Origin of the sequence: Limimaricola litoreus, assembly GCF_024159025.1 — a bacterium.
Taxonomy (GTDB): domain Bacteria; phylum Pseudomonadota; class Alphaproteobacteria; order Rhodobacterales; family Rhodobacteraceae; genus Limimaricola; species Limimaricola litoreus.
The window spans coordinates 19,914-35,124 of sequence record NZ_JAMYXC010000215.1; the positions used below are offsets into that span (position 1 = coordinate 19,914).

A 15,211-nucleotide genomic window follows, 5' to 3' on the forward strand; every position below is an offset into this window, starting at 1 on the left:
GATGTCCGATCCCCTGATCCAGATGAAGAACATCGAAAAGCATTTCGGCTCGGTCATCGCGCTCGCCGGCGTCTCGGTCGATATCCATGCCGGGGAATGCCACTGCCTTCTGGGCGACAACGGCGCGGGCAAGTCGACCTTCATCAAGACGCTCTCGGGCGTGCACAAGCCGACCAAGGGCGAGATCCTGTTCGAAGGGCGCGACATGCACTTCGCCGATCCGCGCGACGCCATCGCCGCCGGGATCGCCACCGTGCACCAGCATCTCGCCATGATCCCGCTGATGTCGGTGAGCCGCAACTTCTTCATGGGCAACGAGCCGGTGCGCAAGGTCGGGCCCTTCTCCTTCTTCGACCATGATCTCGCCAACCGCACGACCATGACCGAGATGGAGAAGATGGGCATCGTGCTGCGCGGCCCCGATCAGGCGGTCGGCACGCTCTCGGGCGGAGAGCGCCAGACCGTCGCCATCGCCCGCGCGGTGCATTTCGGCGCCCGCGTGCTGATCCTCGACGAGCCGACCTCGGCCTTGGGCGTGCGCCAGACCGCCAACGTGCTCGCCACCATCGACAAGGTCCGCAAGCAGGGCGTGGCTGTGGTCTTCATCACCCACAACGTGCGCCATGCCATGGCGGTGGGCGACCGCTTCACCGTGCTCAACCGGGGCCGCACCTATGGCACCGCCAAGCGCGGCGAGATCACGCCCGAGGAGCTGCAGGACATGATGGCGGGCGGCCAGGAGCTGGCGACGCTGGAAGGGAGCCTCGGCACCACCGTCTGACCGGCGCGACGGCGGAACGGTTTTCTCGCGAGCAGGGGCGACGGGTGCCGGACCCGTCGCCCCTGCTGCGTTCCACGCATCGGCTTTGCGAAGCCGGATCGGGTCACGGCAGCCCTTCCGCCGCAGCCACATGCACCGTCGCACCCTAATGCATTTCGAAAGATCGGCCTGCGGTATTTTCAATATTCAAATCTTTCATCCGATGAAGTAACTCTTCGCGCATGAGTCGGAGACGAGGCAGGCGGATGAGCGAAGGCGACGAGATCGACGGCGGGGGCGGCGACATGCTGCTCGGGGTGGCGCTGCTCTACTGGGCGCTGCACGAGCGGCTCGAACGCCTTGAGCCGGAGCTGTCCAAGCAGGAGCACCTGTTTCTCGTGCGGCTGTCGGCCCCGCGCCGGATGGGCGATCTGGCGCGGCTGATGCAGGCGTTGCCCTCGACCGTCACCGCGCTGGCCGACGGGCTGGAGGCGCGCGGGCTGATCGCGCGCCGCCGCGACCCCGAGGACCGCCGCGTCTGGCTTTTGGATCTGACCGAGGCGGGCCGCGCGCGGCGCGAGGACATGCTCGCCCATGCCGATCGCGCCATACGCGAGGCCACCGGCCTGCCCGAGGCCGATCTCGACCGCTTCGCCGCGCTGCTCACCCGTATCCGCCACCACATCCGGGCCGATGGCCTGCCAAAGGGATTGCCGTTTTGACCCGTTTCATTGCCCTGTTGCTCATCCTGCTGCCCCTGTCGCTCACGGCGCAGGAGGCCCCGCCCCGCCCGGTCAAGCTGATGGTGCTCGGCACGGCCGACACCGCGCTGACCCGCGAATTCTATGGCCAGGTCGCGGCGCGGCAGACTGTCGACATCGCCTTTCAGGTCGGCGGGCAGCTGGTCGAGTTCCCGGTGATCGAGGGCCAGACCCTGCCCGAGGGCGATCTCGTCGCCCGGCTCGACCCCGAGCCCTTCGAGCTGGCGCTGGAACAGGCAAAGCTCAGGCAGGCGCAGGCCCGGCGCGATCTCGACCGCTTGACGCAGCTCAGCCGCTCCACCGTGAGCGAGGCGGCGCAGGAAGACGCGCGCACCAATGCCGAGCTGGCCGAGGTGGCGCTGCGCGATGCCGAACGCGCGCTCTCCAAGGCGACGCTGCATGCGCCGTTCGAGGCGCTGGTGGCCGAGCGGCTGGTCGCGAATTTCACCACCCTTGCGGTCGGCACGCCGATCGTGCGGCTGCACGACATGTCCGAACTCAGGGTCGAGGTCGAGGTGCCCGAGATCCTGTTCCAGCGCGCCGGGCGCGAGACCGATGTCGAGATCACCGCGCGCCTGCCCGGCCGCGCCGAAACCTATCCGCTCGAAATCCGCGAATACACCTCCGACGCCACCGCTGTCGGCCAGAGCTTCGGCCTGACCCTCGCCTTCGACCCCGAAACCGCGCCAGACGTGCTGCCCGGCTCCTCGGTCACGGTCACCGCGCGGCTGGCAGAAGCCGCAACCGGCCTGCCGGTGCCGACCGCGGCGTTGGTGCCTGCACCGGACGGCAGCGTCTCGGTCATGCGCTTTGCGCCCGACGAAGGGACCGACGACCTGGGCCATGTCACGCGGACACCGGTCGAGGTCGAGGTGGCCGATGACGGCGGCTTCGTGATCACGGGCGGTCTCGCGCCAGGGGCCGAGATCGTCGCCGCCGGGGCGGCCACGCTCGATGACGGCGCGGCGGTGCGTCGCTTCACCGGCTTTCCGCAGTAAGGGGCAGGACAGATGACCATCGCGCGCGCCTCCATCGAAAAACCGATCCTGACATGGCTGCTGATCCTCGGCTGCCTGTTCGGCGGCCTGTGGGGCTTTGCCACGCTGGGCCGGCTCGAAGACCCGGCCTTCACCATCAAGCAGGCGGTGATTTCCACCAGCTATCCCGGCGCCTCGGCCGAACAGGTCGCGCGAGAGGTCTCCGAGCCGCTCGAATCCGCGATCCAGCAGATGGGCGAGATCGACCGGATCACCTCGGTGAACCGGCCCAATCACTCTCTGATCGAGGTCGAGGTGAAATCGACCTATGGCGGCGAGGCCCTGCCCGACATCTGGACCAAGTTGCGCGCACGGGTGAACGATGCCGCCCGCAGCCTGCCCTCGGGCGTCGGTGACCCGGTGGTCAACGACAGCTTCGGCGACGTGTTCGGGCTTTACTACGCCGTCACCGCGCCGGGCTATTCGGATGCCGAGATCCACCGCCTCGCCAATTGGCTGCGGCGCGAGCTTCTGGCGGTCGAAGGGGTGGCGGATGTCGATCTCGCCGGTCTGCCGCAGGAGGCGATCTTCGTCGAGCCGGAGCTTGCGCTTTCGGTGGCGCAGAACCTGCCCGCGCAGGCGGTGGTCGGCGCGCTGGCCTCGGCGGATTCGGTCGTGCCCGCGGGCTCGACCGAGTCCAACGGTCAGAGGGTGCTGATCGAAGCGCCCGAGGGCTCCGACAGCGTCTCGGAGATCTCCGGCCTCTCGGTCGGCGTCGGCGGCGAGGTGCTCAACCTCTACGACGTGGCTCAGGTGCATCGCGGCCGGGTCGAACAGCCCTCGCTGATCCTGCGCCACGACGGGACGGAGGCCTTCACCTTCGGCGTGGCGGGGCTCTCCACCGAGAACATCGTCGCCGTCGGCCACCGCGTCGACGACCGCCTCGCCGAGCTTTTCGCCGAGATTCCGGCGGGCGTTTCTCTGGAGCCGATCTATCAGCAGCATCTCGTAGTCGAGGAGGCGTCGAACGCCTTTCTGGTGAACCTCGCCATGTCGGTCGCCATCGTGGTGGCGGTGCTGGCGCTGTTCATGGGCTGGCGCGCTGCGGTGGTGGTCGGCGCGACCTTGCTGCTCACCGTGGTCGGCACGCTGTTCTTCATGGCCGTTTTCGCGATCGAGATGGAGCGCATTTCGCTCGGCGCGCTGATCATCGCCATGGGCATGCTGGTCGACAACGCCATCGTCGTGGCCGAAGGGATGCAGATCTCCATGCAGGGGGGCAAATCCTCGCGCGAGGCGGCGGCCGAGACGGCCGGCAAGACGCAGATCCCGCTCCTGGGCGCCACGGTGATCGGCATCATGGCCTTCGCGGGCATTGGCCTCTCGCCGGATGCGACGGGCGAATTCATGTTCTCGCTCTTCGCGGTCATCGGCATTTCGTTGCTGCTGAGCTGGGTGCTGGCGATCACGGTGACGCCGCTTCTGGGGCATTACCTGTTCAAGCGGGGCACGGCGGGCGGTGCGGGCGCCTATGACGGCGCGCTGTTTCGCGGCTATGCGGCGGTGCTGCGCGGTGCCATCACCGCCCGCTGGCTGGTGATCCCGGCGCTGGTGGCGATCACCGTCGTGTGCTTCGCGGGCTTCGGCCAGATCCGGCAGCAGTTCTTTCCGAACTCCAACACGCCGCTGTTCTTCGTGCATTACAAGCTGCCCCAAGGCAGCACGATCCACCAGACAGCGCAGGATCTCGCGCTGGTCGAGGACTGGCTCTCGGAGCGCGAGGAGGTGGTCTCATACACCAGCTACGCCGGTCAGGGTGCGACACGTTTCATGCTCACCTATGCCGCCGAGAAGGCCAATCCGAGCTATGGCCACATGATCATCCGCACCGATAACATCGAGGAAATCCCGGCGCTGCAGGAGGACCTCGAAGCGTTTGGCCGCGCAGCACTTCCCGCGGGCGAGTTCCGCACGCGGCGGCTGGTCTTCGGCCCCGGCGGCGGCGATCCGATCGAGGCGCGCATCTCCGGCCCCGATCCGGCGGTCCTGCGCGAGATCGGCGACGAGATCATCGCGGCCCTGCAAGAGGCCTCGCCCGACATTCTCAATCCGCGCACCGACTGGCGCGAGCCCGAACTGGTGCTGCGCCCCGATTATGCGACCGACCGCGCGCAAAGCGCGGGCATCAGCCGTGACGATGTGGCCGCTGCGCTGCGCTTTGCCACTGACGGCGTGGCGGGCGGCGTCTACCGCGAGGGCGACCGGCTCATCCCGATCACCGTGCGCCTGCCGCGCGACGCCACCAGCGACCTGCGCGACCAGCCGGTCTGGTCCGAAACAGGGCAGCATTTCCTGCCCATCGAGCAGGTGATCGACGGCCTGGGCTACGAGGTGCAGAACACTTTGGTGCATCGCCGCGACCGGGTGCCGACGCTCACCGTCGGCGCGGACATCCCGCCCGAGCGCACCGCGGCGGAGGTCTTCGCGCAGGTCCGCGCGGCGGTGGAGGCGATCGAGGTGCCACCGGGCTATGCGCTCGACTGGGGCGGCGAGTTCGAGGCCTCGGGCGATGCGCAGGAAAGCCTCGGCCGCCAGCTGCCGCTGAGCCTTCTGGTGATGGTGCTGATCTCGGTGCTGCTGTTCAACGCGATCAAGCAGCCGATCATCATCTGGCTTCTGGTGCCGATGTCGGTCAACGGCGTGGTGATCGGGCTTCTGGGCACCGGGCTGCCCTTCACCTTCACCGCACTTCTAGGCCTGCTGTCGCTCTCGGGGATGCTGATCAAGAACGGCATCGTGCTGGTCGAGGAGATCGACCTCGTGCGCGCCGAAGGGGTCGAGCTGCGCGAGGCGATCGTCACGGCCTGCGTCTCGCGCCTGCGGCCCGTGGTGCTGGCGGCGGCGACGACGATCCTCGGCATGCTGCCGCTCTTGTCGGATGCCTTCTTCGTCTCGATGGCGGTGACGATCATGGGCGGTCTGGCCTTTGCCAGCGTGTTGACGCTGATCGCGGCACCGGTGTTCTACTATGTCTTCTTCGCCCGCTCGGAGGCGCGGGCGAAGCGACAGGCGCAGGCCCTGCCCGCCTGATGCGGGGCCAGATCGCCACGCAGACCAGGCCGAGATGCGCGCCGCTCCTGGTGGCGGAAGGCCTGCGCCGGATCGGCGCCGGAGACGAAGTGCTTTGTGCCGTTGATCACCCAATAGCCGCCCTCGCGGGTCGCGGTGCATTCCATGCCGCGCTCGGCGGGAAAAGGGTAGTGTTCTAGATGCGCTTTCCCTGGTGCGAAGCCTGCACGCCCGAAGCCGGGGGGATCGTGGATCACCATCGGCGAAAGAGAGGATTGGATCCGGGCCGGAGATTCCGATAGGTTGCAACGATCGGTCGCCGAACTTTTCGGGCGTGGCCGCCGGGAGCCTTGGATTTTTCTCGCCCCCACTCGAGAGGACGCCGCATGACCCCCGACCCCTTTGACGCAAACCTACTGCTTGCAAGCTTGCCCGCTTCCGCGCTTGCCAGGCTGCGCGATGCGTTCAGCTTCGTCGAACTGCCGGTAAAGATGACGCTCGAACGCCGCAACATGCCGCTGGAGCATGTGTATTTCCCGACCAGCGGCATCGTCTCGATCGTGTCGAGCGAAAAGGGCGGGCTCAACATCGAGGCGGCGCTCGTGGGACGCGAAGGCATGACCGGGCTGCCGCTGGTGCTCGGCGACGACCGGAGCGCCGCCGAGGTGATCATGCAGGTTCCCGGTGCGGGATGGCGGCTGGAGGCGCGGGCGCTCGGGCAACTTATGGAAGACCGCAACTGCCGCGACCGGCTCTCGCGGTACGTACACGCGGTGATGATCCAGATTCAGGGCACGGCGCTGGCCTATGGGCGGGGCACGCTGACGAGCTGCCTCGCACGCTGGCTGCTGATGTGCCACGACCGGGTGCAGGGCGACGAGCTGCCGCTGACCCATGAATTCATGGCCTTGATGCTGGGGGTGCGCCGCTCGGGCGTGACGGTGGCCCTGCACGATCTGGAAGGTCGCGGGCTGATCCGGTCGCTCCGTGGCCGGGTGCTGATCCGCGACCGCGAGGGGCTCATGGCTGTCACCGGCGGCCTTTATGGCGGGCCGGAGGCGCATTACCGCCGATTGATGTCGCAAGATCAGCCGGCCTGAGAAAGGACGGCGCGAGCCGCCCGAGATGACGGAGGGGGCCTACATCCAGCCCGCCGCGGGATGCGTTTCGCTCTCGGGCTGACCCGCCTGCAACACCTCCCGCCCGGCGCGGCCGATGCCGTCCTCGATATCCGCCTCGATCGCCAGCGCGAGCGCCGCGGCATCGCGCTCGCGCAGCGCGGTCAGGATCTCCTTGTGGCGGTCGATCAGGTAGAACTGCTCGAGCGCCCGGATCATCTGCCGCTGGAACGGCCCGAGCTGCAGCCAGACGCTCTCGATCACCGGCAGGACCGTCTGGTGCGGGTTCGCCGTGTAGAGCACCCGGTGAAACTCGTGGTTCGAAATGGTGAGCGCGTCCAGATCGCGGCTTTGGATATAGTCGTCCATCCGGTCGTCGATCGCGCGCATCCGGTCGATCAGAACTTCCGAGACGAAAGGCAAGGCGCGCCGCGCGGCGTGGCATTCGAGCGTCATGCGCAGGCGCAGGATCTCCTCGAGCCGGGGCGCGGTCATCACCGGGATCGAGATCCGGCGATTGCCCAAAAGCTCGATCGCGCGCTCCGAACTCAGGCGGCGCAACGCCTCGCGCACCGGGGTGGGCGAAAGCTCCAGATACTCTGCCAGCCCCCGGATCGTCAGGGTGCTCTCGGGCTGCACGGCACCGACCATGATCGCGTTTCTCAGACGCGCATGGACGTATTCCTGCGTGGTCATGGCCGGATGACGATAAATTTCGGGCAGGTCGAACATTGGCGTCTCGATCGGTCCTAAAGCGGAATACGGTGTGATTGACACATGAAGAAAATGATGCCTTTCTCAAAAATGATATCACATAAAGCAGAATAGTATACCGCAGGATGCCCATGAGTCTGACCTCCGCCCTTTCATCCGACACGCCGGTCGAACTGGAGAACATCTTCGGGTGCGTTTGCGACCTGAACGGTGTGCTGCGCGGCAAGCGGATGCCGGCGGACCAGCTCGACAAGGTGATGGCGGGATCGGTGCGGATGCCGCTGTCGATCGTCGGGCTCGACATCTGGGGCGAGGACATCGAAGGCGGCGCCATGGTGTTCGAGACCGGTGATGCCGACGGCATCTGCGTGCCCACCGGGCGCGGCGCCATGCCGATGAGCTGGACCCGCAAGCCGACCGCTCTGATCCCCTTGTGGATGACCGAAGAGGGCGGCGCGCCGTTTCTGGGCGATCCGCGCAGGGCGCTTGCCAGCGTGGTCGACCGTTTCACGGCGCTTGGGCTGACGCCGGTGGTGGCGACCGAGCTGGAGTTCTACCTCTTTGATCCGTCGGGCGACCTGCCCGCGCCGCCCTGCTCGCCCATCACCGGCAAGCGGCTGATGTCGGACGGGGCGCTGTGCCTCGACGAGCTGGAGCATTTCGACGCCTTTCTCAACGACGTCTATGCCGCCTGCCTGAGCCAGGGCATCCCGGCCGACAGCGCCATCTCGGAAAACGGCGCGGGGCAGTTCGAGATCAACATGCGCCATCTCGCCGATCCGATGCGCGCGGCTGACGACGCGCTGCTGTTCAAGCGGGTGGTGCGCGGCATCGCGCGCCAACACGGTTTCGGCGCGACCTTCATGGCCAAGCCCTACGGCGACCGTGCCGGTTCGGGCTTTCACGTGCACATGTCGCTGGCCGATGCCGAGGGGCGCAACCTCTTCGACGATGGCGGCGATGACGGCACGCCGATGATGCTCAATGCCGTGGCGGGGCTTCTGGAGACGATCCAGGAGAACGCGCTCACCTTCGCGCCGCATGAGAACAGCTTCCGCCGGCTGCTGCCCGGCGCGCATGCGCCCTCGAACGTGGCATGGGGCTACGAAAACCGCACCGTGGCGATCCGCATCCCCGGCGGCGATCACCGCGCCCGCCGGATCGAGCACCGCGTCGCGGGCGCCGATGCCAACCCCTACCTCGTGCTGGCGAGCGTGCTTGGCGGTGCGCTCCTGGGGATCGAGCGCGAGCTGACCCCGCCGCCCTCGATCACAGGCGACGCCTACAGCCTCGACCTGCCGCATCTGCCGCTCGACTGGGCCACCGCGATCCGCGCCTTCCAGCATGGCAAGCTGGTGCCGGAGATCTACTCCCGGCGGTTGCAGCGCATGTTCGTCGAAGCCAAGAAGCAGGAGCAGGCCCGCTTCAACCGCCATGTCACCGAGCTTGAGTTCCACAGCTATCTGGAGGTCGTCTGATGGCCGCATCCTACGCCGGAGACGGAACCCACACCGGCTCCTACTACGCCGCCTCCGCCAACCCCGCGCCCGAACGCCCCGCGCTCTCGGGCGATCATGACACCGAGATCTGCGTCGTCGGCGCGGGCTACAGCGGGTTGTCGACCGCGCTGCACCTCGCCGAGAAGGGCCACCGCGTCACGATCCTCGAAGGCGCGCGCGTCGGCTGGGGCGCCTCGGGCCGCAATGGCGGGCAGATCGTCAACGGGCTCAACGCCTCGCTCTCGACTATCGAGAAGCGCTATGGCCGCGACACCGCGAGTTTCGTGGCCTCGCTGGTGCAGGAGGGCGGCGAGATCATCCGCGAGCGGGTGGCGCGCTATGACATCCATTGCGACCTGAAGCAGGGCAACATCTTCACCGCCATCACGCCCGCTCATATGCGTGAGCTGGAGGCGAGGCAAAAGCACTGGCGCTCTTTCGGCATCGACAATCAGGTGATGCTCGACAAGGCCGCCTTGCGCGATCACATCGGCTCCGACTTCTACGCGGGCGGGCTTCTCGACACCACCGGCGGGCACATCCACCCGCTCAACCTCGCGCTCGGCGAGGCAGCGGCAGTGGAGGCGAATGGCGGTGTGATCCACGAGATGTCGCCCGTGGTCTCGGTCGACACGCAGGCCGCGCGACCGGTGGTGAAGACCGAAAATGGCTCGGTCACCTGCGACCGGCTGGTGCTGTGCGGCAATGCCTATCTGGGCCATGTCGTGCCCGAGCTGGCGCCGCGCGTCATGCCGGTCTCGACGCAGGTGATGGCGACCGAGCCGCTCTCCGACGCGCTCGCCGCCGAGCTTCTGCCCCGCGACGAGTGCGTCGAGGACGTGCGCTACATCCTTGATTACTACCGGCTCTCGGCCGACAAGCGGATGCTGTTCGGCGGCGGCACGGTCTATGGCGGCTCCGACCCCCGCGACATCAAGGCCAAGCTCAAGCGCAACATGGACAAGGTCTTTCCGCAGTTGAAGAACGCGCGGATCGACTATGCCTGGTCGGGCAATTTCGCGCTTTCGTTCAGCCGGGTGCCGCAGATGGGCCGGATCGGCGCCAACACCTATTTCGCGCATGGATACTCGGGCCACGGCGTCACTGGCTCGCACACCTTCGGGCGCATCCTCGCCGAGGCGATCCACGGCGACGCCTCGCGCTTCGACGTCTTTGCCGGGCTGCCCTGGATTCCCTTCCCCGGCGGGCGGGCGCTGCGCGTGCCCTATTCGGTGATGGGCAGCTGGTATTACGGCCTGCGCGACAGGCTGGGGATCTGACGACAGGTATCATCGAGGCTTCAGGGAGGAACGCCATGACGAAACTGATCTGGACCGCGGGGGCGTTTGCCGCCCTTGCCACGCCGCTCGCTGCGCAAGGCGAGCTCAACGTCTACAACTGGTCGGACTACGTGGCCGAGGACACGATCTCGGGCTTCGAGGAGAAGACCGGCATCGAGGTCAATTACGACGTCTTCGACAGCAACGAGGTGCTCGAAGCCAAGATGCTCACCGGCTCGACCGGCTACGACGTGGTCGTGCCCTCGATCGAGTTCATGGCGCGGCAGGCGCAGGCGGGCGTCTTTGCCGAAATCGACAAGGAAGCCCTGTCGAACTACGGCAATCTCGACCCCGAGATCCTCGAGGTCGTGGCGGTGAACGATCCCGGCAACACCTACGGCGTGCCCTACATGATGTTCACCACCGGCATCGGCTACGATGTGAACAAGGTTTCCGAGCGGATCGAGGCCGACAAGATCGGCTCGTGGGACATGGTGTTCGACTCCGAGACCGCCGCCAAGCTCGCCGATTGCGGCATCACCATGCTCGACAGCCCCTCGGAGATGGTGGCGCCCGCGCTGAACTACCTCGGGCTCGACCCCAACAGCGAGGACGCAGACGATCTGGAGCAGGCCAAGGAACTGCTGCTCTCCATTCGCCCGCATGTGCGCTATTTCCACTCCTCGCAATACATCAATGATCTGGCCAATGGCGAGGTCTGCGTCAGCGTCGGTTATTCGGGCGATCTGCTGCAGGCGCGCGACCGCGCGGCCGAGGCAGATCAGGGCATCGAGATCGCCTATGCCATCCCGCGCGAGGGCGCGCAGGTCGGCTTCGACATGCTGGCGATCCCGGCGGATGCACCCAACCCCGAGGCGGCGCTGCAGTTCATCGACCACATCCTCGAGCCGGAGGTTTCGGCGGCGATCACCAACTACGTCTATTTTGCCAATCCCAACACCGCGGCGACCGAGCATGTCGATGCGGAGGTGCGCGAGGATCCGGGCATCTACCCGCCCGACGAGACCCGCGCCAAGCTGTTCTCCCTCAAGCCGCATGGCGCACGGTTCGACCGGTCGCTGACCCGGGCCTGGACCGAGATCAAGACCGGGCGCTGAGCGCTTGCGCGGCGGGGCCCCGCATCGCCGGGGCCCCGCCGATCCGACGTGGAGTTCCGCCGATGACCGAGCTTTCGACCGCCACCATCCCCGCCGTCCCGCCATGGGCCGACCCCGAAGCGCAGCCGTTTCTGCGTCTCGACGGGGTAAGCAAGAGCTTCGGCGGCTTCGAGGCGGTGCGGGGCGTCTCGCTCGACATATATCGCGGCGAGCTGTTCTGCCTGCTCGGCGGCTCGGGCTGTGGCAAGTCCACGCTGTTGCGCATGCTCGCGGGCTTCGAGAGGCCGAGCGCGGGCCGCGTGCTGATCGACGGCGAGGATCAGGCCGGGCGCGCGCCCCATGCGCGCCCCACCAACATGATGTTCCAGTCCTACGCGCTGTTTCCGCATATGAGCGTCGAGAAGAACATCGCCTACGGGCTCAAGCGGGATGGGCTGCCGCGCGCCGAAATCGCGACCCGCGTGGCCGATATTCTTTCCCTGGTGCAGATGACACCCTTCGCCAAGCGCAAGCCCGACCAGCTTTCGGGTGGGCAGCGGCAACGCGTGGCGCTGGCCCGTGCGCTGGTCAAGCGGCCCAAGCTGCTGCTGCTCGACGAGCCCTTGGGCGCGCTCGACCGCAAGCTGCGCGAGGAGACGCAGTTCGAGCTGAAGAAGATCCAGGCCGAAGTCGGCATCACCTTCGTCGTCGTCACCCATGACCAGGAAGAGGCAATGACCCTGTCGAGCCGGATCGGGGTGATGAACGCGGGCGAGATCGTGCAGGTCGGCACGCCGCATGAGATCTACGAGCATCCGCACAGCCGCTTCGTCGCCAATTTCATCGGCTCGGTGAACTGCATCGAAGGCCGGGTGACCGGGCGCGAGGGCGCGCTTCTGCGCCTCGCCTGCCCGGATCTCGGCGCCGAGGTCACGGTCGAGAGCGGCTTCGAGGCGGGCGCGGGCGAAAGGGTCGCGCTGGCGCTCAGGCCCGAGAAGATCGCCATGGGGCGCGCGGCCCGGCCCGGCTTCGAGAACACGGTGACGGGGCGGATCGAGGAGGTCGCCTACATGGGCAATCTCACGATCTTCCAGGTCGGGCTCGACAGCGGCGCGCGGCTGCGCGTCACGCAATCGAACACCACCCGCACCGATGCGGAGGTGCCGCGCATCGGCGAAACCGTGCAGCTGCAATGGAGCGGGGCCGCGGGCTTCGTGCTGGCCGCATGAGCGCGCTGTTGAATCTGAGCCGCGCGTGGTCGGGCCGGGCGCTGGTCGTCGCGGTGCCGATCCTGTGGCTCGGGCTCTTCTTCGCCCTGCCCTTTCTCGTCGTGGCCAAGATCTCGCTGTCGGAGCTGGCGATCGCCATGCCACCCTACCTGCCCTTGGCCGAATGGGCCGACGGCGCGCTCAATATCGTGCTGAACTTCGGCAACTACCTGTTCTTGCTCAGTGATGGGCTCTACATCGCGGCCTACTTGGAATCGCTCAAGATCGCCGCGATCTCGACGCTCTTCACCCTGCTGATCGGCTATCCGATGGCCTATGTCATCGCCATGGCCCGCCCGGATCGGCGCAATCTCCTGCTGATGCTGGTGGTGCTGCCCTTCTGGACTTCGTTTCTCCTGCGCGTCTACGCGTGGATCGGCTTTCTCAAATCGAACGGCATCATAAACAACATGCTGATGGCGCTGGGGATCACCGATGCGCCGCTGCAGCTGATCCAGACCGATTTCGCGGTCTATATCGGCATCACCTACACCTACCTGCCCTTCATGATCCTGCCGCTTTACGCCAACCTGTCTCGGCTTGATCGCAGTCACCTCGAAGCCGCCGCCGATCTGGGCGCGCGCCCGCTCACCACATTCCTCACCGTCACCTTGCCGCAATCGGCGGGGGGCATCGTCGCGGGATGCATGCTGGTCTTCATCCCGGCGGTGGGCGAATTCGTGATCCCGGCGCTCTTGGGCGGGCCGGACACGCTGATGATCGGCCGGGTGCTCTGGGACGAGTTCTTCTCGAACCGCGACTGGCCCGTCGCCTCGGCGGTGGCGGTGGTGATGCTTCTGGTGCTGATCGGGCCGATCCTGCTGTTGAGGCGCGCGCAGGCGCGCGAGGAGGGCTGATGCGACAGAAATTCCCCGTCATGACCGCCATCGCGGTGCTGGGCTTCGTCTTTCTCTACGCGCCGATCCTGTCGCTCATCGTGTTCAGTTTCAACGAAAGCCGCCTCGTCACCGTCTGGAGCGGCTTTTCGCTGAAATGGTATGGCGAGCTGTTCCGCGACACCCAGATCCTCGAGGCGGCATGGCTCAGCCTGAAGATCGCCGGGCTGAGCGCCTCTCTGGCCTTGGTCATCGGCACGCTCGCGGCCTTTGCACTGGTCCGCTTCGGGCGGTTTCGCGGGCGCATGGCGCTCGGCGTCATGGTCTCGGCCCCCTTGGTGATGCCCGAGGTGATCGTCGGGCTGTCGCTTCTCTTGCTCTTCGTCTCGATGGAGGGGCTGATCGGCTGGCCCGGCGGACGCGGGCTTTTGACCATCACCATCGCGCACGCCACCTTCGGCGCGGCCTTCGTCGCGGTGGTGATCCAGTCGCGGCTGGTGACCATGGAAATGGACCTGGAGGAGGCGGCGCTCGATCTGGGCGCGCGGCCCCTGCGGGTCTTTTTCGACGTGACGCTGCCGGTGATCGCGCCAGCATTGGTCTCGGGCTGGCTTCTGGCCTTCACGCTGAGCCTCGACGATCTGGTGATCGCGAGCTTCGTCTCCGGCCCCGGCGCCTCGACCTTGCCGATGGTGATCTTCTCCAAGGTCCGGCTCGGCGTCAGCCCGGACGTCAACGCGCTGGCCACGCTGATCATCGTCATCGTCTCGATCGCCGTGACCATCGCGGCGCTGCACATCACGAGGAGCAACAAACATGCAGCAAGGTGACCAGGCCTTTTTGCGCGACGACCTGCGGGGCCGCTGGCCCGAGATGACCTATGGCGGCGCGCTGAGCTTTTTGCGCCGCCGCTACAGCCGCGATCTGGCCGGGGTCGATGTCGTCGTCTCTGGCGTGCCTTTCGATGCGAGCGTGACCAACCGCCCCGGCTGCCGCTTTGGCCCGGCGGCGATCCGCGCCGCCTCGACCCAGCTGGCCGAGCTCAAGGCCTTTCCCTTCGGCTTCGATCCTTTCGAGACGTTGGCCGTCACCGACTGGGGCGACTGCATGATCGACCCGCACCATCCCCAGACCGTCGCGCCCACGATCGAAGCCCATGCCGATGCGATCCTCGCCTCGGGCGCAAGGATGCTCACGCTGGGCGGCGATCATTCGATCTCCTACCCGCTCTTGAAGGCGCATGCGAAACGGCACGGCCCCATCGCGCTGGTGCAGTTCGACGCGCATTGCGACACGTGGGAAGACGACGGGGTGCGCATGGATCACGGTACCATGTTCGCCCGCGCCGCCGCCGAGGGCGTGATCGACGTGGCCCGCTCCACTCAAGTCGGGCTGCGGACCTTCAACGACCACGACCACGGCTTCGAGATCCTCACGGCGCCCTGGCTGCACCGCAACGGCATCGACGCCGCCCTCGAGGTGGTGCGCGAGCGCGCGGGCGATGCGCCGGTCTATCTCAGCTTTGACATCGACGGGCTCGACCCGGCCTTTGCCCCGGGCACCGGCACGCCGGTGGCGGGCGGGCTCGCCTCGTGGCAGGCGCTCGAATTCGTGCGCGGGCTGAAGGGGATGAACCTCGTCGGCATGGATCTGGTCGAGGTTTCGCCCCCCTATGATCACGCCGAGATCACCGCCATCGCCGCGGCCACGGTGGCGCACGACTGGCTATGCCTTCTGGCGCAGGGCAAGGGCGCGCAGCCCCACGCCGTGGGCCGTCTCTAGCCCCGCGCGTCCCCTCTCGACAGGGGGTCGCGCCTGCGCGAGGCTCGGCC

At 67.1% G+C, this 15,211-nt stretch carries 14 protein-coding genes; 12 read left to right on the forward strand and 2 right to left on the reverse strand.

The genetic code is table 11. The annotated features are described in order from the left end of the window. The first annotated feature begins 1 nt into the window (after position 1). The 4 genes from NHG85_RS14210 (at position 2) to NHG85_RS14225 (ending at position 5,588) form a co-directional block, all read left to right on the forward strand. Positions 2-781, forward strand: a complete 780-nt coding sequence (locus NHG85_RS14210) for an ATP-binding cassette domain-containing protein (RefSeq protein WP_253333480.1) — start codon at positions 2-4, stop codon at positions 779-781. Between the two features lie 245 nt (positions 782-1,026). After that, on the forward strand, positions 1,027-1,482 hold the full coding sequence (locus tag NHG85_RS14215; RefSeq protein WP_253333482.1) for a MarR family winged helix-turn-helix transcriptional regulator: 456 nt from the start codon (positions 1,027-1,029) through the stop codon (positions 1,480-1,482). Next, complete coding sequence (locus NHG85_RS14220; RefSeq protein ID WP_256500426.1) at positions 1,479-2,519, forward strand: efflux RND transporter periplasmic adaptor subunit; 1,041 nt, start codon at positions 1,479-1,481, stop codon at positions 2,517-2,519. The genes NHG85_RS14215 and NHG85_RS14220 overlap by 4 nt, the downstream gene beginning before the upstream one ends. Before the next feature lie 12 nt (positions 2,520-2,531). Further along, positions 2,532-5,588 carry an efflux RND transporter permease subunit gene (locus NHG85_RS14225; protein WP_253333484.1) on the forward strand — a complete coding sequence of 1,019 codons (3,057 nt, stop codon included), beginning with the start codon at positions 2,532-2,534 and terminating at the stop codon, positions 5,586-5,588. Here the strand turns inward: NHG85_RS14225 and NHG85_RS14230 are convergent. Next, on the reverse strand, positions 5,525-5,824 hold the full coding sequence (locus tag NHG85_RS14230) for a hypothetical protein (protein WP_253333524.1): 300 nt from the start codon (positions 5,822-5,824) through the stop codon (positions 5,525-5,527). The two genes, NHG85_RS14225 and NHG85_RS14230, sit on opposite strands and share 64 nt — an antisense overlap. A gap of 171 nt (positions 5,825-5,995) precedes the next feature. Here NHG85_RS14230 and NHG85_RS14235 point away from each other — a divergent pair, with 171 nt between their 5' ends. Continuing rightward, entirely contained in the window at positions 5,996-6,667 is a 672-nt protein-coding gene (locus NHG85_RS14235; protein WP_253333486.1) for a Crp/Fnr family transcriptional regulator, read from the forward strand. A 39-nt stretch (positions 6,668-6,706) separates the two neighbouring features. Here NHG85_RS14235 and NHG85_RS14240 read toward each other — a convergent pair whose 3' ends face one another. After that, a complete protein-coding gene (locus NHG85_RS14240) occupies positions 6,707-7,417 on the reverse strand; it encodes a GntR family transcriptional regulator (RefSeq protein ID WP_253333488.1) in 711 nt (236 codons plus the stop codon). Between the two features lie 113 nt (positions 7,418-7,530). Here NHG85_RS14240 and NHG85_RS14245 point away from each other — a divergent pair, with 113 nt between their 5' ends. From NHG85_RS14245 to speB, 7 genes are all read left to right on the forward strand, one after another. Next, the gene (locus tag NHG85_RS14245; RefSeq protein ID WP_253333490.1) at positions 7,531-8,877 is read left to right on the forward strand and encodes a glutamine synthetase family protein; all 1,347 of its coding nucleotides are present in this window, start codon (positions 7,531-7,533) and stop codon (positions 8,875-8,877) included. Beyond that, positions 8,877-10,178 (forward strand): NAD(P)/FAD-dependent oxidoreductase, encoded by a 1,302-nt coding sequence (locus NHG85_RS14250; protein ID WP_253333492.1) that lies wholly within the window; start codon positions 8,877-8,879, stop codon positions 10,176-10,178. The genes NHG85_RS14245 and NHG85_RS14250 overlap by 1 nt, the downstream gene beginning before the upstream one ends. 35 nt (positions 10,179-10,213) lie before the next feature. Next, a complete protein-coding gene (locus NHG85_RS14255) occupies positions 10,214-11,296 on the forward strand; it encodes a polyamine ABC transporter substrate-binding protein (RefSeq protein ID WP_253333493.1) in 1,083 nt (360 codons plus the stop codon). 62 nt (positions 11,297-11,358) lie between these two features. Then, positions 11,359-12,504 carry an ABC transporter ATP-binding protein gene (locus tag NHG85_RS14260; RefSeq protein ID WP_253333495.1) on the forward strand — a complete coding sequence of 382 codons (1,146 nt, stop codon included), beginning with the start codon at positions 11,359-11,361 and terminating at the stop codon, positions 12,502-12,504. Then, entirely contained in the window at positions 12,501-13,400 is a 900-nt protein-coding gene (locus NHG85_RS14265) for an ABC transporter permease subunit (RefSeq protein ID WP_253333497.1), read from the forward strand. The genes NHG85_RS14260 and NHG85_RS14265 overlap by 4 nt, the downstream gene beginning before the upstream one ends. Then, positions 13,400-14,209, forward strand: coding sequence for an ABC transporter permease subunit (locus NHG85_RS14270; protein ID WP_253333499.1), 810 nt, complete (start codon positions 13,400-13,402; stop codon positions 14,207-14,209). The genes NHG85_RS14265 and NHG85_RS14270 overlap by 1 nt, the downstream gene beginning before the upstream one ends. Next, a complete protein-coding gene (gene speB, locus NHG85_RS14275; protein ID WP_253333501.1) occupies positions 14,196-15,161 on the forward strand; it encodes an agmatinase in 966 nt (321 codons plus the stop codon). The genes NHG85_RS14270 and speB overlap by 14 nt, the downstream gene beginning before the upstream one ends. The last annotated feature ends 50 nt before the right edge of the window (positions 15,162-15,211 follow it).